General features: G+C 32.6%; 19 protein-coding genes. 6 read left to right on the forward strand and 13 right to left on the reverse strand.

Translation table 11 applies throughout. From position 1 onward, the window contains the following. Window positions 1-95: 95 nt before the first annotated feature. The gene (locus ACMDB5_RS13995) at window positions 96-1,316 is read right to left on the reverse strand and encodes a 3-oxoacyl-[acyl-carrier-protein] synthase III C-terminal domain-containing protein (protein WP_413998879.1); all 1,221 of its coding nucleotides are present in this window, start codon (window positions 1,314-1,316) and stop codon (window positions 96-98) included. A 503-nt stretch (window positions 1,317-1,819) separates the two neighbouring features. Here ACMDB5_RS13995 and ACMDB5_RS14000 point away from each other — a divergent pair. From ACMDB5_RS14000 to ACMDB5_RS14020, 5 genes are all read left to right on the forward strand, one after another. Then, the gene (locus tag ACMDB5_RS14000) at window positions 1,820-2,314 is read left to right on the forward strand and encodes an RNA polymerase sigma factor (RefSeq protein WP_413998880.1); all 495 of its coding nucleotides are present in this window, start codon (window positions 1,820-1,822) and stop codon (window positions 2,312-2,314) included. Window positions 2,315-2,319: 5 nt separating this feature from the next. Then, complete coding sequence (locus tag ACMDB5_RS14005; protein WP_413998881.1) at window positions 2,320-2,925, forward strand: hypothetical protein; 606 nt, start codon at window positions 2,320-2,322, stop codon at window positions 2,923-2,925. Window positions 2,926-4,414: 1,489 nt separating this feature from the next. Continuing rightward, window positions 4,415-5,170 carry a hypothetical protein gene (locus ACMDB5_RS14010; RefSeq protein WP_413998882.1) on the forward strand — a complete coding sequence of 252 codons (756 nt, stop codon included), beginning with the start codon at window positions 4,415-4,417 and terminating at the stop codon, window positions 5,168-5,170. Continuing rightward, window positions 5,171-5,566, forward strand: coding sequence for a DUF5675 family protein (locus ACMDB5_RS14015; protein ID WP_413998883.1), 396 nt, complete (start codon window positions 5,171-5,173; stop codon window positions 5,564-5,566). A 12-nt stretch (window positions 5,567-5,578) separates the two neighbouring features. Next, window positions 5,579-5,806, forward strand: coding sequence for a hypothetical protein (locus ACMDB5_RS14020; RefSeq protein ID WP_413998884.1), 228 nt, complete (start codon window positions 5,579-5,581; stop codon window positions 5,804-5,806). A 540-nt stretch (window positions 5,807-6,346) separates the two neighbouring features. Here the strand turns inward: ACMDB5_RS14020 and ACMDB5_RS14025 are convergent. The 4 genes from ACMDB5_RS14025 to ACMDB5_RS14040 form a co-directional block, all read right to left on the reverse strand. Further along, window positions 6,347-6,898, reverse strand: coding sequence for a toxin-antitoxin system YwqK family antitoxin (locus ACMDB5_RS14025; protein ID WP_413998885.1), 552 nt, complete (start codon window positions 6,896-6,898; stop codon window positions 6,347-6,349). Window positions 6,899-7,252: 354 nt separating this feature from the next. After that, a complete protein-coding gene (locus tag ACMDB5_RS14030) occupies window positions 7,253-8,152 on the reverse strand; it encodes an alpha/beta hydrolase family protein (RefSeq protein ID WP_413998886.1) in 900 nt (299 codons plus the stop codon). A 202-nt stretch (window positions 8,153-8,354) separates the two neighbouring features. Beyond that, window positions 8,355-9,347 (reverse strand): phosphotransferase, encoded by a 993-nt coding sequence (locus tag ACMDB5_RS14035; RefSeq protein WP_413998887.1) that lies wholly within the window; start codon window positions 9,345-9,347, stop codon window positions 8,355-8,357. Window positions 9,348-9,541: 194 nt separating this feature from the next. Beyond that, on the reverse strand, window positions 9,542-10,003 hold the full coding sequence (locus ACMDB5_RS14040) for a nuclear transport factor 2 family protein (protein WP_413998888.1): 462 nt from the start codon (window positions 10,001-10,003) through the stop codon (window positions 9,542-9,544). A 275-nt stretch (window positions 10,004-10,278) separates the two neighbouring features. On the opposite strand from ACMDB5_RS14040, the gene ACMDB5_RS14045 reads away from it, so the two are divergent. Beyond that, the gene (locus ACMDB5_RS14045; protein WP_413998889.1) at window positions 10,279-10,443 is read left to right on the forward strand and encodes a transposase; all 165 of its coding nucleotides are present in this window, start codon (window positions 10,279-10,281) and stop codon (window positions 10,441-10,443) included. A gap of 210 nt (window positions 10,444-10,653) precedes the next feature. Here ACMDB5_RS14045 and ACMDB5_RS14050 read toward each other — a convergent pair whose 3' ends face one another. From ACMDB5_RS14050 to ACMDB5_RS14085, 8 genes are all read right to left on the reverse strand, one after another. Beyond that, window positions 10,654-11,514, reverse strand: coding sequence for a carboxypeptidase-like regulatory domain-containing protein (locus tag ACMDB5_RS14050; protein WP_413998890.1), 861 nt, complete (start codon window positions 11,512-11,514; stop codon window positions 10,654-10,656). Between the two features lie 212 nt (window positions 11,515-11,726). Next, entirely contained in the window at window positions 11,727-13,859 is a 2,133-nt protein-coding gene (locus ACMDB5_RS14055) for an erythromycin esterase family protein (RefSeq protein WP_413998891.1), read from the reverse strand. A gap of 177 nt (window positions 13,860-14,036) precedes the next feature. Then, window positions 14,037-14,513, reverse strand: a complete 477-nt coding sequence (locus tag ACMDB5_RS14060; RefSeq protein WP_413998892.1) for a hypothetical protein — start codon at window positions 14,511-14,513, stop codon at window positions 14,037-14,039. A 304-nt stretch (window positions 14,514-14,817) separates the two neighbouring features. Beyond that, window positions 14,818-15,393 (reverse strand): hypothetical protein, encoded by a 576-nt coding sequence (locus tag ACMDB5_RS14065; protein WP_413998893.1) that lies wholly within the window; start codon window positions 15,391-15,393, stop codon window positions 14,818-14,820. 556 nt (window positions 15,394-15,949) lie between these two features. Continuing rightward, a complete protein-coding gene (locus ACMDB5_RS14070) occupies window positions 15,950-16,414 on the reverse strand; it encodes a cyclophilin-like fold protein (protein ID WP_413998894.1) in 465 nt (154 codons plus the stop codon). A gap of 10 nt (window positions 16,415-16,424) precedes the next feature. Beyond that, on the reverse strand, window positions 16,425-17,468 hold the full coding sequence (locus ACMDB5_RS14075) for an alpha/beta hydrolase (RefSeq protein WP_413998895.1): 1,044 nt from the start codon (window positions 17,466-17,468) through the stop codon (window positions 16,425-16,427). A gap of 6 nt (window positions 17,469-17,474) precedes the next feature. After that, entirely contained in the window at window positions 17,475-18,527 is a 1,053-nt protein-coding gene (locus tag ACMDB5_RS14080) for a carboxymuconolactone decarboxylase family protein (RefSeq protein ID WP_413998896.1), read from the reverse strand. A gap of 11 nt (window positions 18,528-18,538) precedes the next feature. Further along, window positions 18,539-19,303, reverse strand: a complete 765-nt coding sequence (locus tag ACMDB5_RS14085; protein WP_413998897.1) for an SDR family oxidoreductase — start codon at window positions 19,301-19,303, stop codon at window positions 18,539-18,541. Between the last annotated feature and the right edge of the window lie 2 nt (window positions 19,304-19,305).

Genomic DNA, 19,305 nt, shown 5'->3' on the forward strand with positions numbered 1-19,305 from the left:
CATTGATTTCACTTATTATTCAACTCATAATTACTCATGTTAAATCATTTATTTAAGAAGACCCTCTTTATTTTCACAAATTCCCATTGAAAAAATTATACTTTCTCGAGCAACAAGCCTGTGGCTGTAAGACCTGGTCCAAATGCCATTGCCACAATTTTAGTTCCTGATTTGATAGCGGCATCATTTACAATTTCATTAAAAATATGTGGAACAGTAGCCGAGGACATATTCCCGTAAATACGTAATACTTCGTAAGACCATGAAGCTTGTTCCCTTGTTATCCCAATGGCCTCCACTACATAATCAATAATTTTAGGACCGCCGGGATGTATTGCAAAATGCATTTTTGATTTTTCTTCTTCAAGATTAACAGCTGCTTTTTCGCAAAGCTCCGTCAAAAAAGGCTTGATGTTTTTACGGATAAATACAGGAACGCGTTTTGACAAAGTCATTAAAAAATTATATTCCCCTAAATCCCAAGACATATCTTCTAAAGAATCAGGAATAATAACCTCATGAGAAGCTAAAATGCGTAATCCTTTTTTCTCCTTAACCGAATCATCTTTGAAAAAAGAGTTTCCATCATACAAAGAATAACCTATGAAGCCATCCGCAAATAGAGAGCAAATCATTGTATTTCCGGGTGAAAATGCTGTCAGATTTAAATGTGCAGATAGTAATTCTGTATGAACAATATCGACCCTACCTTTGTCTTTACTAGCACAAAGCAAACTTCTTCCGGTACGGATTGCCGGAAATGCTCCGTAGCATCCCATGTGATAAGAATGGGTAACTTGTACCTTCTCCCATTTTCTTTCAATCACCGCCTCCTGAGCGACGCTAGGCGAAGAATATCCAGAACAAGTGACATGAATGAGGTTTTCAGGATTTGTAGTCGTTTTTGAATAAAAGACATCAAAAACATATCCCATTTTCTTTTTAAACCATTCCATACGGACCTCTATTTTGGGGCCGAAAGAATTTCCTGATTTTACTTCAAAACCTTCTGGGAAATGATATTCTGAAGGGAGTGTGTTATCCATTTCATTTTCAATAAAATTTTCCACTCCTTCAAAGATTAAAGTCTGTCGGCTATTAATACTTTCTGAGGAGACTGAATATTTATCTACATGATCTGATATGGTTTCAAAACTAACTGATTCAGCAACTAAGCCATTGTTCCCTTTAGCATCTGTATTTTGAAGATTTTGAAAATGATAATACAGGAACTTTATGTACTGATTGAGCTTATTTTGATCCATTAATTTCCCAGCCTGAATGGGATGGAAATTGGATATAATAACACTTTCCATTAATCTTGCACTTTAGTTAAAACTCAAATTTAATTCAAAACCAATTCAAAAAAAAGTGGTAGACAAAGCTCTTTACTTAATACAATTGTAATCTATTGATTATCAATGAATTGAGCGTTATTAATATTTAGTTAAAATACTGATTATCAGAATATTGTGAGAATAAAATCACAGCATAAAAAATAATTTTTTAGTATATTAAAACGACTATCGTCATTATCTTTTATTTCTCAGTAAACAGAAACTTTTCTTATTTTATCAAGCTCATTTTTATTATTGAAAAGACAATATCTTGAAAAAATAATTATGGAAAAACAAAGCTTCTGAATAGCCCCGATGGAAATGGAAATCCTCCCGTTTTTTTCGGGAGATTGAAATGTACAGCGGGACAACTAATCCTTATGAATTGAGAAGTTTGTGCTCCATAAATTCAAGATGCTACTGGTTTTAAATAAAAATCTATTCCTTTGTAACAAAATCGATTTGAAGTGTACTAATGAATTATGAGTGAGAATCCAGAACATTCTTTTGTGAAGCAATTGCAGGCAAATCAGAATATAATCCACAAAATTTGTCGGTTATATACTAATTGTGAGGATTCGCACAAGGATTTGTTTCAGGAAATCACCATTCAGTTATGGAAAGCTTTCCCAAAATTTAGAGGTGAAAGCAAATTTTCTACTTGGGCCTATCGCGTAGCCTTGAATACAGCCATTACTTTATACCGAAAAAACAAACGCTCCATTGCCACCGTGGAGTATGAGGCGCGGCAGCATTTTACAAAAGATGTCGATTATAACTATGAAGAGGAAGAGCAAATTAAGCTCATGTACAAGGCCGTTTATGAATTGAACGACATTGAAAAAGCATTGGTTTTCATGTATCTTGAAGACAAAGACTATCATGAAATTGCCGAAACACTGGGAATTAGTGAAGTAAATGCCAGAGTAAAAATGAACAGAATAAAAGGGAAACTAAAAAAAATATTAAATCCTTAAGGAATATGGAAGAGCTGGATTTATTGAAAAAAGACTGGAAAAAGAACGAAAATTCTTTTCAGCAGGTATCGGAAAAAGAAATCTACAAAATGATTCACAAAAAATCGTCTTCGATTGTGAAGTGGATTTTAGCCATTAGCATTTTGGAATTTATCATCCTTAACTTAATTGGTTTTTTACTCCCTGATGAAAAGAGAGAAGAACTTATTGCTATTGAAAAATACCTAAATGCATTTACGATTTTAGGTTATGTAATTACGCTGTATTTTATTTATTTATTTTATAAAAATTACAAATCTATTTCGGTTGTTTCGACAACAAAAAAACTAATGGAAAGCATTTTAAAAACTAGAAAAACAGTACAATATTACATCTGGTACAATATTGTATATATTTTCTTAATGGTTTCTGCCTTACTTATTTTTGAATTTCAAAACTCACCAACTTTTAACACACAAAGCAATCATAAAAACATGATAATGTGTATAATATCTTTTGTTTTATTAGGGTTCGTATTAGGAATTATTTGGTTATTTTACAGACTATTATACGGCATTTTACTCCGTAGATTATATGCTAATTATAAAGAATTGAAAAAAATTGATTTGTAGTTCCTTAAAAAAGATTCTGGTGCATAAATAAACCCGACCGCTTTTAAAAAGCGGTCGGGTTTATTTATATTTATAACTATATGAATTTACTCCTATTTGAATCTGGAATTTCACGAAACTTTAAAGCGAAAGTCTTAAGCTATCTGAACGGTGTATTGCATTGTTATCATTAATTGAACTGCTTATTGAACTGGTTCGTTGGATGTGTAAAAATCTACTTGAGTCGCTTTATCTCAAACTACTACCCTACAATCAGCGGTTGTACCAGTTCTAATTTTAAGCCTGTGTATAAACAAAACTCTTCAATGCTTAGGAATTGATGTTCTTGTTTATGTAAGTGCTTTTTAATGTCAATTAGAAGTAATCGTGAATATCGATAACTTTTACCTGTAATCCTCTGAACGTCTTTTGGGTATATGCATACTCTTTTCTGTTCTGTTTTCATACACTATCCATGCTTTATCCATGCCTTTGCTATGCACTATCAATAAGGACTGACCCGTCCTGAAATAACTATACAGGTTAATAAATAAATCCTGATATCGCTTTACAACAGATGACACAAGCCTACCAAAGTTATGGAATATCTTGGACTTGATATGGGTAATGCCGATTGTATATTCGGATATAGGTAATGAGAACGAAATAATGACGGTTTTCAGTTATCGGTTTTCAGTTATCGGTTATTTGTTGTTGGTTATTTGTTGTTGGTTATCTGTTGTCGGGTGGTGACTTCAACTATATAGTACTGTTTTGTCATTCCGAGGAACTAAGAAACATAAATTCAATGAAGCTAAATCTCATAAAGAGAGTGTTTATTTACTTTTTTAGCTCACTCAATTTTTATTTTAAGTTGTGTTCGCTGAATCTTCGATTTGTCTTGATGAAAAAAGTAACAAAAAAATATTCATGCTTTATTATTGTTTTTTTGGTATTCATGACCCGAGCCTGCAAGGCGTACGGATGAAATAATCTTCGATTTCACTGCCTGAAAATTCAAAACTTAAAAACTACCTCAAAACGCCGTTCCACGCCCCGAGCCGTTCGCCTTGCAGGCTCAACTTGCGGAGCGCTGCTACCTGACTGCCACTGGCAGTCCTCCTTTTAATTTCAAATGTTTTTTGACGTTTTTAATTTAAGGGCGGGGTTAAGACTACAGTTTTGAGTTGTCAGTTGTCAGTTATCGGTTGTGTCGTGTGGGTTATTGGTTGTCGGTTGTCAGTTATCGGTTGGGGTTGGAAATAAGCTTGGTAGAAAAATAATACTAGAATGTGTTGCACTGGGATGTAAAATTGTATAGTATAAAATAGGCTATAATGGTTTTAATAGTCCTTTATGGTCGTTCCTGAACAGCTGTGCTTTGATTTTTGAATAAATAACAAAAGCTTTGTACTATAAATCCGCTTTTAGATGCATCGAAATTGGTTTTATAAGGTTTGAAAAAATGTACCTAACATTTTATACATCCACATTATAAAAATTAGAAATTATGGCCCAACAAAAAGGTATAATTAAATTAAGAGGTACTATCGGGGATATTACTTTTTACAAAACTAAAGACGGTCATTTGGCTCGTGAAAAAGGAGGCGTTGATGCCAAGAGAATTGCCAATGATCCTGCTTTTCAGCGTACCAGAGAAAACTGCTCTGAATTTGGCAGAGCCGGAAAGGCAGGCAAAATTTTAAGGGCTTCGATACGATCGCTGCTTTTGAATTCGGCTGACAGTAGAATGGTGAGTCGGTTGACACAAGCTATGATTAAGGTTATTCAGGCCGACACCATCAGTATCCGTGGTTTGCGAAACGTTATTGATGGTGAAGCTGAATTGTTAGGCGGTTTCGAATTTAATATTAATGGGACATTGGGTAGCAGTTTGTTTGCCCCCTATGCCGGAACTATTGATCGTGTTAGTGGTGAAATTGCGGTTGCCATTGCTCCTTTTGTGCCCGCAAATATGATTGCTGCTCCTGCTGGAACGACGCATTTTAAAATTATTTCGGCTGGAACCGAAATTGATTTCGAAGCAGAAACATTTGTAGAGTCACATTCAGAAACTGCTACGTTAGCCTGGGATATGGTGCCTACGATTGCCATTGACCATGTCAATATGGTTACTCCAAACAGTACTAAGCCGTTATTTTTGGTATTGGGTATGGAGTTTTACCAAGAGGTCAACGGACAAATGTACCCCTTGAAAAATGGTGCTTATAACGCATTGGCTTTGGTTGCCGTAAGCGGACTATAAATGGTTTTGGTATTGACCAGAACGTATTTCCCCGAAGGAACTAACGGAAAACTTGTACATGAAGGCAAAATAATCTGCCATACGATTGAATTGCCATGGAAAGACAATCTCAGTCAAGTTTCTTGTATTCCTGAGGGGGAATATTTTATAGAAAAGCGCTACAGTAGCCGATTTGGATGCCATTTGGAGGTTTTGAATGTTCCGAACAGGAGTTTGATTTTGTTTCATCTAGCGAATAATGCCTTGGTCGAACTTCGTGGCTGTATTGCTCCTGTAAACCATCTTGTGGCTTCAGGCTTAGGGCTTCAATCAAAAAAAGCTTTTATAAAGCTTAAAAATTTGGTTTATCCTGAACTGGATGCCAAAGAGTCTATTTTATTAATTGTTCAATCTTAAAAAATAAATATTATGAATGTTATCAAACGAGCAAAAGCTCCTACCCCAAATTTTTTTAAAATGCTTCGCACTATTGGGCTTGTTTTAGTAGCCGTTGGCGGCAGTATTATTGCTGCGCCTGTAGCCTTACCCTTGACATTAGTTACGATGGGTGATTATCTGGCAGTTGCCGGTGGTGTATTATCGGCGGTTAGCCAGCTGACTGCGGAGCCTAATTCGGAATCTAGTGCAAGCGAGTAACAGTCCGCTCATAGGAACTGCGAGTGGCACTTTTTTGAGTGTGTTACCGAATTTACATTCGGAAGACCTATTAAAAACCGTTTTACTAGCTATTATAGGCGCAGTTGTTAGTTTTGGTATCTCAATCCTACTCAAAAAACTGATTCGAAAGGAGAAGAAATGAAACTTTTCCTGTTGTGAGTTGTGAGTTGTGAGTTGTGAGTTGTGAGTTGTGAGTTGTGAGTTGTGAGTTGTGAGTTGTGAGTTGTGAGTTGTGAGTTGTGAGTTGTGCTTTAAGAGCCCAGACCTAGCGGTCTGGGCTCTTTTTATTTTAATCCCTTTTTATCATAGAATGTATAGCGTCCGCGTTGACGTTTAGGTTTGAATAGAGATTTAGGTTGCACACTTTAGCGGGCGGGCTTATAGAAATTATGAAGAAGATAATACTGTTTTTTTGTAATGTCGCTGTTGAGTCACTCTAGTAAAGAACCGCGTTGTAAACACTAGAATTTGCGTTCAAAAACAAGTAGCTAATCGTTGCAAAACCAGAGGAAGGGACTGTTATTTTTTAAATATTCCATTTTCATATTCAAACTTTTGAATTGTGTCAGATTCATTGTCTATATCGTGATATAACAGATAACCATTTCCGTTTATTAATTTTCCACAATCCAATAAATTTCCATTTTTATCGAAACAAGATTTGATTTCTATCAACTTACCATCTTCATGTATTCGTTCTGTGTATAGCCTCCCATTTTTATAATACCAATTCCATAAACCATTTTGTTTATCATTTGTAATTTGCCCAACTCCCATAAAACTTCCGGTTTCATAGTAAAATTTCCAAATTCCATTTTGTTTATCATTTTGGAAATTTCCTTTTTGATGTATTTTCCCATTAGCATAGAAATGTATCCATTTTCCTGTCTGTTTTCCATTAGAATACTTACCAATCGAATTTAGTTTTCCATCTTTAGTAAAAACCCATTTCCCTTCTTTTTGATTATTTCTATGCCTCCCCTCTCCTTTTATTCCGTCTTCGAAGACTATTGTTTTGGTTCCACAAGAAAATAGAATTAAAGTAATTGAAAATATAAAAATGCTCTTCATTTGTCTAAGTTGGGATAAAATTGCTGCTAACTAGTAAACGCCATTAAATATATACATCATTTTGATACTTCAGCAGTAATTATTAAATAAGTTTTTTCTTGTTTTTTCAAGCTAAAAATAAGCTGAGATTTTTGGTAGCCATAGAAATCATGAATGTTCATGCTGCACAGCAAACATTTCCCTGCAATAGGGCTTATTTACTCCTACATATATCTCTTCGGTTGCAGATTTTATTCCTTCGGTCAGTAATCGTTTCTTAATATAGAATTCGAAAAACAACCGACATATACCCCTCTAAAAGTTGTGAATAACTTAAGTCTGCTTTACATAGGAACGGCTGCTGTAGGCAGTGCTTTATTTTGATGCTTTAGACTTCTTAATGTACAGAACTTTCTGTTTTATCCATTGAATTGAAATATCAACAGGTTCGGTAATATTGTCAGAAGAAGTATTATGTCCTAATGTTGAAAACAATGTATATTCGAAAGGTTTTCCTTGAACTTTAAATGTATTTAATTGCTCTATGCACAATTTTACTGGAATTTGTATGTCTTTCTCACCAAAAAGCCAAAGTCCAGGAATTGAAAGAGTAGTCAGAGATTTTTTTGGGTCAGTAGCTGTAAATTGATATCTGTCAGAATCATTTTTTATATGTTCACGAGCATCTGACTCTGTATGATTTTCCCAAAAACTATTGTTCCCATTTGTATAAAACTGAAATCTGAGTTGTTCTAAAGTTGTAATTGTAGGGCAACTAAATAAAACCATAAATTCTACTTGCGGATTTTTGCTTGCAGCAATTGGAATTATCCATCCTGCTTGACTGAAGCCAACGAATCCAATGGGTGTTTTTTTATCTTTCAAATAGGTTCGAAACGTATTTACTGCTGAACTTGCGTCGTTAGATAATAAATTAAGATTAATAGTGTCAATATTATTCGTACCAACAGATGGTCCTACATATACACCACCAGATTCTCCAACGCCACGTTTATCATATGTCAATACAGCAATACCTTCTCGTGCAAGACGTTTAGCAAACTCCATTTCTCTTTTTACAGGATCGGATCCATGAACAATTACAACTGCTGCTACTGTTTTTTTAGGCGTTAAAATTGAGCCTGCAAGAATGACGCCCTGACTTTCAAACTTTACATCTTGAATGGTAAAGTCAGCCGATTGCGAAAATACCATTTCTGGAAAAGTCATTAATAGTAACCAAAGAAATAAATTACAAGAAAAGTTAATATTCATCTTAGTTTAATATAAAAAATTGCGTTAGATTATTCAGTCTGCGGTACGCTTGCAACGATCCTCGGCTTGGCGATGTGGCGAATTAAGAAAGCGAAATCTTTCGGTTAAACACTAACTTTCCAAGTACAAAACCAACTTCTAATTCAGCCTATTACCCAAATCTCGTATAACTGCTGTTAGCCTTTCGTTATTTTTTCGTTCGTTATTCTATTTCAATTTTGTTGTAAGCAATCCAACGTTTTAAATTTCCAACCATTCTTTTTAAATGGTCTTCATTCAGGAAAATATTTGTCCAATATTCAAATCTGTCACACTGAACACTTATGTAATATATCATAATTGCTAAACAAGCAAAAGGCAAAAGCTTTTTTTCTTCGTCGCTAATTTCTGTTACAGTTTCGTAGCCTTTAAAAAAATTATCCGCTTTTACTTGATATTCTTCTTCTTTCAAATTTGTTGCAAGTAACTGAAATAAAAAATAGGAAATATCAAAACATAAATAACCGTTTCCACAAAAATCAAAGTCAAAAAATGTTACGTCTTCTTCATTATCAATGTGCAAATTGTCAAACCAAACGTCAAGATGAACACTTCCATATCTCATTATCTGTTTGTCACTTTCATTAATTTTCAACGTTAAGAAAGCAGACAATTTTTCCAAAAATTCAATTTCGTTGTTGGCTTTATTAAAGAACTTTTTTGTTCTTAAAATAGAATTGTCAAGTAAGTTTTGAGAATTATAAGATATTCTCGACAGTTCAAAATTCTCTGTCGATTGATGCACTTTTGCTAATGCTTGTCCAATTAAGAAACTTGTTTGAGCTGAAAATTTTGCTGTCTTTGTTCCTTTTGCATAAGAGAATAACACACCAAATCTTTTTCCTTCGGATGCCTCAATTTCTTGTATGTACTCGTTCGATTGGTCTGCTATTGGATAAGCAACTTGTTTGTTATTTTCTTTTAGATGAACTAAAAGTCTTAATTCTTCTTCAATTTCTAATTTTGTCCGCCAATTATAAGTATAAACTCTAAAAACGTATTTCTCTTGATCATCTTGAACGATGTATAAATGGTTCATTGCAAGTCGAAAGATGCTACATTTAGTTTTGTCCCTTAACTTATATTTTTGTTGAATAAGTTTAGCAAGTTCTGTTGGTGAAAGTGTACTGTTTATTGCCGGAAATTTCTCTATCATCAATTCTTGGTTTGTCTTTGGTTACTGTCGCTCTACAATGACGGCTAACGTTGGTTCTCGGCTTAGCGATGTGGCGGATTAAGAAGCCGAAACTTTCAATAATTACTGAACTTTCAAAGAAGAATTTAACTTCTATTTAGCACTAAACCCACCATATTGCCAAACCGATGTTAGCGGTTCGGGCTTTTTTAAGTTTATTCTTTGCTTTCTTCTTCGTTAAAATTGTCAAAATAGGAAAAGTCTTTTGTGATTATTCCATTTTCAATGGTCAATATTGTACAAATTGGCAACTCAAATTTAGAGTTGTCTGATGCTGTTCCTGTTGAAACGAATTCAACAATTATATGCTTGTCACCAGAAGGGTATGTTTGGATAACTTGGTCGTGAAGGTCAGGGAATATTTTGTTAAGTTCAGAATATTTGTCAATGATTTGTTGTCTTGTTTGTTTTACAATTCCTTGTCCTAAAGATGGGTCTTTAAATTCGGATGTTTCTGCATACATATTCGCCATTTTTGTCCATTCGTGCTTATTGAAATGTTCAAAATATTGTTTTACTAATTTTTCATTGTCGGTTGTCGTCATATTATTTTGAGTTTTATTTTTGCAGGAAGCAAACGCAATAATCGCAAATAAAATTGTTATTAAATATTTCATGATTTTAGTTTTAATTCTTTATTTTCTGTCGTTCGTTTGCCGTGTCGTTTTAGCCTGACCGCTAACGTCAGTCTATGAAAAAACCTTCGTTGATTTCTTTCAAAAATAGTTAAATTATTTTAACAAAAAGAAGAAAAGTAGTATATTTAGTAATGTAGCATATCAGTGGAATTTACTGCCATCAACTAAGTTTATCTAGTTTAGAAGATACTATTTTACCAGAAAACCCCGTTCGATTCATCGATGCTTTTGCAGAGACTATAGCATTGGAGTCTTTGGGGTTTTCAACTCAAACCATAAAAGCCGAAGGTCGTCCGAGCTTTGATAGTAAAGTATTTCTCAAAATCTATTTATACGGTTATTTAGACGGACTTCGAAACTCTAGAAAGCTAGAAAATGAAATCAAGCGTAGCGGATTCACGAATGCAAAAAAAAAATAAATATTTATGAGTAATGCATTCGTAATATAGAAATACAACTAAGAGAGCAAGCAAAGCTGTAGCATAATTGATAAAAGTTTTTTCCAACTTTTCCAACAAGCCGTTGCAGCGGAATTCTATACTCGAAAAAGAACCGATATATAACCCTCTAAAAGTTGTGAATAACTTAACAATGCTTTACATAGGAACGACTGTTGTGCGTTCGTTTTTTTATTTACACATTGTATTTAAATAAAAACTTAAACTTTGCCCGCTTTTTTTCCAAGTATCCATTGATTTTTCTCTATAGTAACTTGTTTCGGTTACTGACATTGCTGTAGAAATTCCAAAATATTTACTTTTTGCATTTGCTTTTTTACTTTCAACCCATTGGATAGTAATTGCAATATCTTCGGATTCTTTATCTAAATAAATGTCATATGGTTTCAAGTCTAAATTAAACCAACCTTTAAATTCATCTTTAATTTCAAAAACAATATCTTTTTCTATTAATAATTCTGTTGGAAATCCATTTTCAACTTTATAAAAATTTAACCTAAATTTCAGAGAACTAAATTCATTAGAAGTTATATTGAAATTTAAATCGTTTATTTTGCAATCTTTTTTCAGTTTAAATTTCATTCCTATTTCTTTACTCAATCTATCATCAACATCTTTTTCATAATAGGAATAAAAATTCAAATGCATAAGACCAAAACCTTTTGAGTTTCTTCCAAGTATTTTAGGTTTAGGTTTTACAAATTTCACTACAATTTCATCTAATTGGTTTTTTTCAGGTTTTAATTCAATTACATTATTTGTTAGACTAAGTTTTGAAATTGGAATTGTTTTGGTTTGATAACCAACATAAGAAAATGTGACTAAATCACTTTCAGTAATACTCTCGTTAATTTTTAAAGAAAATTTTCCGTTAGAATTTGATACAGTTCCTGTATTTTTATTTAAAATTCCAATATTAGTATATTGTAAGGAAGTTTTCTTTTCAGAATCTTTTATTTCACCATTTATTATTTTTATTTGAGAAAATGAATTTATAGTTACAACAAAAAAAAGATAAAAATAGAATTTCATATATTGTTTGTTTTTCGTTTCGTTCGCGCAAAATTACGCACAACGTCCTGGCGCTAAATGAAGTGACGAACTTCGGAACTGCGTATTTTCTGCTAGGATAATATTTCTTGCGGAAAATAAACCTGAATTTAGCACATTTCTCGCCATTTCTTGTAACCGCTGTTGGCAGAAGTGCTTTATTAGAAATTTATGTAGTTTTTCATTTTTTCATTCTATTTGTCAAATAAATTTTGTTCTTCTTTATAGGATATTTTAATTGGATTCACTGTTTTAAAATTACTCCAATTGGAGTCTATGTAAATTTTTATTTGATTTTGATTCTTTTCTTTATCAACTAATTTACCCGATATTTCTATTTCAGAACTTGTTAGATAATACAAATCATTTATTTTCTCAAAGTTTGTTTCTACGATTTCGGAATGTATTTCTTTAGTAGTATATTTTTCATTCCAACCATAAGTGTCATATTCTGAAGGTTCAGGATTTTCTTTATATTCCCAATTTTCAATGATTTTCACAATAGAAAAATCGTCTTGGTTTATATATAGTATTCCCGAATAATCACTTGGAATACTTCTTTTGGTATAGGTATAATGATTTCTAGGAATAGAAAAACGTATTACATATACTTTTTTGTCATTATAGACTTTAATTTCATTTATTTTATAAACGAATTTTTTTGATTTTCTACTATTAAGACAACTTCCATACATTATAGGATTGTTATAACTTAAACTTCTAAATTCCCGTATGCTTTTTGGGACATAATCATTTTTTATATTCCATTTTACTTCGGTTAATTTTTTTGAATTTCTATCTATTTGGTCATATCCGCGATCATATTGAATATTTCTGAAATCAATATTGGTGACTGTTTCATTTTTAACTTTTACGTCAATATTTGTATTTTGTTGCGAATTAAAAGAATTTGTAGGGTAGTTTTTATTGATATTTTCTATCGCTTTACTAATAATCGAATAAGTAAACTTTTTGCTATAATTTACAATGAAAACCTCTTCTAAATTAATTACTTCTGATGTAGTAGTCTTTTTTGAAGTTTTAGTTTCTTGCTTTTCTGCAGTAGTTAAACTGCTATCGTTTTCTGTAATTCTTTGAACTTCATTTTCTTCATCTTCAATGGAAGTTGCTTGTTTTACGTGATTAAAATATAAATAACCATCGTGTAACAAATCCAATCGTGCTTCAATAAAATCTATCGGACTAAATAACCTGTTGAATTGAATTTTCTTCATTTCGTCTTGTTTAGAAGAAATAAATAAAAGCGGTTTGTTTTTATTCTTAAGAAATTCTTCAAAAGAATCTTTATTTATTGGAGTTTTACTCCAATTCTTATTCAAGTATATTGAATCAGCTGCGGTAACTGATGCCAAACTATACACTTTTTCTTTAAGTTCTTTTTTTATAAAAGAACCCATTGGAATATATTCTTTGATGACAGATGTTTTTACGGATGATATATCATTTACAAAATGTACGTTGGCACCCCAACAAATTATTTTTTCATTTGGATGATATTTAATATATTCCAATAGGTTATCAGCCATCTGTTTATCTCTAATGTTATCGTCAGAAGTTGTATTAAATATACTTAAAATGGGTTCCTTTTTATTATAACTATCTTCGCCAATTGTCAATAAATTTTTTATTATTTGACTCCAATAGAAATGAATTTCTTCCTTTGGCTTTTTACTAATATTATTTAATAAGTTGGTTAATGATGATTTGTATTTTTCATAAGTAATATCGCTTTCATCAAACACGCCTGAATTATCAATTGATTCAATTAATAACTCGAAATCATCATTGTTTAATTTTAGAGTTAGTTGATTTTGATTGCAGTAGGAAAATAAATCTTTGATGAGTTCATTTCTGCCATATTCACCAGTGATTTGATTATCAAACCCGAATAATTTTAATGTAGATTTATTTTTATCAAAAAAAGTTATAAAACTTTGGAATTCATTGGTTTTACTCCAAATAGAAAATAATGATTTTTCAAAAGCAATTTTTGTTTTTTCACTATTATTAATATTATTTTGAGCTTTCCAAACATCATAAACTCCCGATTCAAAAGCAATAGTATTAAATCCCAACTCTTGATTTAGGTATTTTATAATTTCTGTTTTTATTTCAAAAACATTTCCATCAAAATGAGTTCTTTCTCCAAGCATTACAACTTGAACATCTTTTAATTCTTCTTTTAAAAATGAGAAATCTTGAGAAGTTGGATTTTCAGGTAATGTTAGAGTTTTAGGATTAAAATTTTGAGCGTTTACATTTAAACAAAGTAAATTCAAAAATATATAAAGCACTTTTTTATTCATATGTTTTCCTGTTTTCTACAATTTTTTGTGCATTTCTGCCAACGTTTCGGCGCTTGGCGAGATAGGGGATTAAAGATGCGTTATTTTCCACTAAACACTAATTTATCCAAGTACAAAACCATCTTTAAATTAAGCCTAAACCCGCCATATTGCCAAACCGATGTTGTGCGTTCGGTTTTATAATATTCTGTTTTCGTTTTTTGCTTTTTTATCTAAATAATTACCTATTAAAAGTCCAATAGCCATTCCAATCGGCATACCAATTGTCAGACTTAATCCAATTTTCCCAATTGCTACTCCAAACGGTAAGCCTAATGGCATTCCTAAAGGTATTCCCAATAATATATAACGTTTCTTAAATTTCCCCTCTTTAATAAGATTAAATTTTTCCTCTACAAAGGTTTGTAAGTTTGTTATTTCATTTAAATGTTTTGTGTTGTAACTTATTCTTTTTTCATCTATTTTGTTAGGCATTTCATTAACTACATATTCTACTTTTGACTTTAGCTCTTCATTTTCAATAATAAATCCTTTCTCAATTTTTACAAGTAAATTATTTAAATACTGATAACTTATATTTTCCTTTTCCTGAATTGAAAAATTTTTAGTTTTGTTTTTTAAAACTTCTTTTATTTCTTCTGCCCAATTTATCATAAAATTTTCTTGTTTTATAAATATCATTCATATGTTGCACGGTTTTCTAAACTGACGCACAACGTCAGTCTGTGAAAAAACCTCCGTTGATTTCTTTCAAAAATAGTTAAATTATTTTAACAAAAGGAAGAAAAGTAGTATATTTATCGATGCACCATATCAGTGGGATTTCCCGCCATCAACTAAGTTTATCTAGTTTAGAAGATACTATTTTACCAGAAAATCCTATTCGGACTTATAACACTCTAAAAGTTTTGAATAACTTAATAATGCTTTACATAGGAACCGCTGTTGGCAGTAAGTTTTATTTCCATATCTTCCACCACTTTCTGCTTTCTGTTTGGTTTTGTCTTTTGATAATTCCATTTTCTGTAAATTCTAGTGTCTGAAGATTTAGAGTAAAAGGGATTTTAATATCATTTACTGATGAATCAATCGTGTTTAAAATTCCGTTTATTTTTCCATTTTCTAATTCAACATTTGTAATCCCATCATAACATAAGTTGTCAAAATGTTTGATTTTATTAGCACTCTCAACCACAGAAATCGAATATCCTCCAATTAAAACAAAACAGTTTTTATATTCAAAAACTTCTTTGTAATCAAATCCAAATTCAATAATAGGTTTTGTATTTTCAGCATTCATGATATAACAAATTCCAAATGCAATAATCAAGATGTTTTCACTTTCTTTTAATTCGCAAGCAAACTTTAGATTAGAATTTCCTTTTTCAAAATTCACAACCCATTCGCTATTATCTTTTCTGATAAGCTTAACAGCTAACCCTTCTGAAAATTGAGTATAGGCATTTTCGGGAATTGTAACATACATTTCTCCGTATACTGGTAAACCAGATAATATTTCAAATTTCTTTTTCAAAGATTAGGTGTTTAAACTTACTGCCAACGTCAGTCTATGAAAAAACCTCCGTTGATTTCTTTCAAAAATAGCTAAATTATTTTGACAAAAGGAAGAAAAGTAGTCTATTTAGTAATGTAACATATCAGTGGAATTTCCCGCCATCAACTAAGTTTATCTAGTTTAGAAGATACTATTTTACCAGAAAACCCCGTTCGATTCATCGATGCTTTTGCAGAGACTATAGCATTGGAGTCTTTGAGGTTTTCGACTCAAACCATAAAAGCAGAAAGTCGCCCGAGCTTCGATGCTAAAGTGTTTCTTGAAATTCATTGCTACTATTATGTAAAATGAATACCAAAAAAAAGAGGCACATTTGCCTCTTTGAAACCCTCCTAATTCTTTTACGATAACCCCATAGTGTTGGCGGAATCTCAACCGGTTGCAGCTTGTCCGTCGTGGCGGATTCAACCGCGGGTTCATTACTTTGTCCGTTCGATTGCGCACGGGTGTTGGCTTTTCAAGCCCAACGGAACTCTTAGTTGTTATAGGCTGTGGTTTTACGTATTCGGTTTTTTTATTTTACTTCAAAAGTAACAGTTGTATTTCCAGAACCTAATGCAGATGCAAAAGCTGTTGTATCATCCACTGAACCTAATTTTGTGTAACTGTAAGATGTTGAAAAAGTCTTGTAAAATAAAACCAAAGTCTTTGAACCATATAGCATTAAGTCTCCATTTTTAATAGTTTTTGGATTGGATGAATTTGTCGGAAGATTGTTTGGCAAATCATAATATTTTTCGTTTCCATTCAGTTCAATCATATTAATTGTCAAAGGCAATATTTTCTTAAATACTTTTGCCGAATTGTTGTCTAAAAGCGTAGCAGTAAATATTTGTGAGCCAATTTTTATTTTTATCTTTCCGTTTGCCATCGGTACATTATTTTCTGTATTAATTGTATCTTCTTTTTTGTTACAAGATGATGCACTACAAATAAATATAGAAATAAAAGTGAGTAGTATTAAGAATGACGTTTTCATAATTAATTTGTTACTTCAAATTTTCTTTAAAAAATGTTTCTAATTTATCGAAAGGGATTTTATCTATTTGGTCGTATAAATCGACGTGCACAGCATTTGGAACAATAACCAATTTTTTAGGTTCAGAAGCCATTGCAAAAGCATCTTCGCTAAAATATCTTGAATGTGCTTTCTCTCCTGCAATAATTAAAATCGGTCTTGGCGAAATTTCTTTGATGTAGGTCAAAATGGGCATATTCATAAAAGATATTGGATTTGTTGCCGTCCAAGAACCAGTAGAATTTATAGAACGTTCGTGAAATCCTCTTTCCGTTCGGTAATAATCGTGGTATTCTTTCACAAATTGCGGTTCATCGCCCTTCAGTTTTTCAGCGTTTAAAACAACTCCAGCTTGGAAGCTTCCTACTTCTGCATCTTTCCAACGTTGTTCGCCCAATTGTTCCAAAGTTTTTGTACGTTGTTCTAAAGTTACTGCGTCGTCATAGCCTTTCGACATTACTCTTGTCATATCGTACATTGTTGAAGTTGCAACCGCTTTTACACGTTTGTCAACAGCAGTTGCATTTAATGCAAAACCTCCGAAACCACAAATCCCGATAATCCCGATTTTATTTCGGTCGATATTTTTCTGAATACCAAGGAAATCTACTGCCGCACTAAAATCTTCAGTATTAATATCTGGAGAAGCAACATTTCTCGGTTCGCCACTACTTTCGCCAGTGTAAGACGGATCAAAAGCTAAAACTGCAAAGCCTCTTTCTGCCATTTGATTGGCGTATAAACCCGATGATTGTTCTTTTACCGCCCCAAAAGGCCCACTGATTGCAATTGCAGAAAGTTTTCCGTTTTCACTGTTTTTAGGTAGATATAAATCTCCCGAAAGTGTAATTCCGTAACGGTTTTTGAAACTTACTTTTTGTCGGATTACTTTTTCGCTTAACTTAAATGTATAGCGTTCTAATGTATTCATTTTTGTGTTATTTTGTTTTTGTTGTGCATTAATTTGCCCTGAAAAGAGTAGTAATGCAACGATTATCATTGCTAATTTTTTCATTTCTCGTTAATTTAATTTTTTAAAAATCTCCAACATTGTTGCTCCATCCAAACTTTCCATATCGATTAATTTTAGGCCTTTTACCATTTTTAAAGTAGAGGTTTTGTAATGCAAAAAGTGTGGCGTTTGCAAATGAGATTGATACGCAGTTTTATCCGCATACATTTCTATAATTCTGATTTGAAGTGGATTTTCCTTTTGATACATTGGAAAAATAGCAATTACTCCTGGTTCAATTTTTACCGAAACTGAAGCTTCTTCTTTCAGAATTGCATTGTATTCTTCTAAATATTCTGGTAAAATTTCAATTTCAGAAATACGAACCATCATTTCTGGTTTTACGATGGGAATGAGTGGTTTTGAAATCAATTTTCTTATTGTATTGGCTTGTGTTGCACTGACTGATTGCGCTATTAAACTTGAAATTTCTTCCAACTGATTTTCTGTAATTCCTGTATTTTTTCCCATTGTAATATGAGATTGCAACTGACCTTCAACGCCAGACATTGATGCCAATGCAGAAATTGTAACCAATTCTCTTTGCTGAAAACTCAACACATCACTTGCAAAAATATCCGCGAACAAATGTTCCTTCAAAAAAGCATCAATGCGAGGTGCAAATTCACCAAAACCTGGTGCTGGTTTAGCTTGTGGAGTTTTAGTTAAATCTTCCAAAACTTTTCTGCCTTGTTCATATTTGTCAGATGGATTGTTTTCTACAACAATTTTTTTTCCTTCTTTATCGGTAATTCCTTTGTTTTTTCGTTCATCTAAAACCGTTTTAAAAGTAGTAATGGCATTCAAACATCTAGGGAAACCACAATAAGCATAGAGTTGGGTTAATGCTTCTTTAATTTCGTTGATGCTTAAGCCGTTGTCTAAACCATTGTTTAATTGAATTTTCAATTCTTCAATATTTCCGGTTGTGGTAAGTGCAGAAATTTTGACTAAACTTTGTTCCTGACTATTTAAAGGGGTTTTATTTTGTGCGTTCATTTTAGTAAAACTTAGGATGAGAAGAAAAAGTGATGTCCATTTTAGGTATTTGCTGATGTTCATGTTTTTTTGTTTTAATGAATACTAAAACCTCCGTCTACAACAAGCGTGTGTCCAATGATTAAACTTGCAGCATCGCTACAAAGAAAAAGAACCGTATTTGCAATTTCTTCGGAGCGTCCTAAACGACCAAGAGGTACTTCTTTAAGCATTTCGTTGATAGCATCACCTTGCCCGTTTGCAATCATTTGGTCTGCCATTGCTGTATGAATAAGTCCAGGGCAAATTGTATTAATGCGAATGTTTTGTGAGGCATATTCCATTGCTGCACTTTTGGTAAGTCCGATAACACCGTGTTTTGCAGCGTGATAAATTCCTCTTTGAGCACCACCCAAAATTCCACCAATAGAGGAGCAATTTACGATAGACCCATTTCCTTGTTTCCGCATTTGTTGCAATTCATATTTCATACAACTCCAAACGCCACGAAGATTGATGCCTACTACTTTGTCGAAATCTTTTCGGGTTTGGTCGGCTGCTTCTGCCAATTCATTTTGAACTCCTGCATTGTTGTAGGCAAAATCCAAATATCCAAAATTGGCTACGGTTTTTTCGATCATTGCCTTCACTTGTTGGTCATCAGAAACATCACAAGTAATCGCAAGCGTTGTATAACCTTGGTTCGCTAATTCTTGTGCCATTGTGTTTACGGCTTTTTCGTCCCAATCTGATAAAACTACTTTTGCACCTGCTTCTGCAAATGCTTTTGCTGTTGCAAATCCAAGTCCTGATGCGGCTCCTGTGATGAGTGCTACTTTATTTTCAAAATTAAATTTCATTC

Origin of the sequence: Flavobacterium sp. W1B, assembly GCF_047344965.1 — a bacterium.
Lineage (GTDB): Bacteria > Bacteroidota > Bacteroidia > Flavobacteriales > Flavobacteriaceae > Flavobacterium.

What these genes read in the sequence shown, in the direction of transcription:
- ACMDB5_RS14070 (WP_413998894.1), bottom strand. Translation starts at nt 16,414, where the DNA reads ATGAAAACGTCATTCTTAATACTACTCACTTTTATTTCTATATTTATT.
- ACMDB5_RS14035 (WP_413998887.1), bottom strand. Translation starts at nt 9,347, where the DNA reads ATGATAGAGAAATTTCCGGCAATAAACAGTACACTTTCACCAACAGAA.
- ACMDB5_RS14050 (WP_413998890.1), bottom strand. Translation starts at nt 11,514, where the DNA reads ATGAAATTCTATTTTTATCTTTTTTTTGTTGTAACTATAAATTCATTT.
- ACMDB5_RS14040 (WP_413998888.1), bottom strand. Translation starts at nt 10,003, where the DNA reads ATGAAATATTTAATAACAATTTTATTTGCGATTATTGCGTTTGCTTCC.
- ACMDB5_RS14055 (WP_413998891.1), bottom strand. Translation starts at nt 13,859, where the DNA reads ATGAATAAAAAAGTGCTTTATATATTTTTGAATTTACTTTGTTTAAAT.
- ACMDB5_RS14060 (WP_413998892.1), bottom strand. Translation starts at nt 14,513, where the DNA reads ATGATAAATTGGGCAGAAGAAATAAAAGAAGTTTTAAAAAACAAAACT.
- ACMDB5_RS13995 (WP_413998879.1), bottom strand. Translation starts at nt 1,316, where the DNA reads ATGGAAAGTGTTATTATATCCAATTTCCATCCCATTCAGGCTGGGAAA.
- ACMDB5_RS14080 (WP_413998896.1), bottom strand. Translation starts at nt 18,527, where the DNA reads ATGAACATCAGCAAATACCTAAAATGGACATCACTTTTTCTTCTCATC.
- ACMDB5_RS14010 (WP_413998882.1), top strand. Translation starts at nt 4,415, where the DNA reads ATGGCCCAACAAAAAGGTATAATTAAATTAAGAGGTACTATCGGGGAT.
- ACMDB5_RS14085 (WP_413998897.1), bottom strand. Translation starts at nt 19,303, where the DNA reads ATGAAATTTAATTTTGAAAATAAAGTAGCACTCATCACAGGAGCCGCA.
- ACMDB5_RS14030 (WP_413998886.1), bottom strand. Translation starts at nt 8,152, where the DNA reads ATGAATATTAACTTTTCTTGTAATTTATTTCTTTGGTTACTATTAATG.
- ACMDB5_RS14075 (WP_413998895.1), bottom strand. Translation starts at nt 17,468, where the DNA reads ATGAAAAAATTAGCAATGATAATCGTTGCATTACTACTCTTTTCAGGG.
- ACMDB5_RS14000 (WP_413998880.1), top strand. Translation starts at nt 1,820, where the DNA reads ATGAGTGAGAATCCAGAACATTCTTTTGTGAAGCAATTGCAGGCAAAT.
- ACMDB5_RS14025 (WP_413998885.1), bottom strand. Translation starts at nt 6,898, where the DNA reads ATGAAGAGCATTTTTATATTTTCAATTACTTTAATTCTATTTTCTTGT.
- ACMDB5_RS14020 (WP_413998884.1), top strand. Translation starts at nt 5,579, where the DNA reads ATGAATGTTATCAAACGAGCAAAAGCTCCTACCCCAAATTTTTTTAAA.
- ACMDB5_RS14005 (WP_413998881.1), top strand. Translation starts at nt 2,320, where the DNA reads ATGGAAGAGCTGGATTTATTGAAAAAAGACTGGAAAAAGAACGAAAAT.
- ACMDB5_RS14015 (WP_413998883.1), top strand. Translation starts at nt 5,171, where the DNA reads ATGGTTTTGGTATTGACCAGAACGTATTTCCCCGAAGGAACTAACGGA.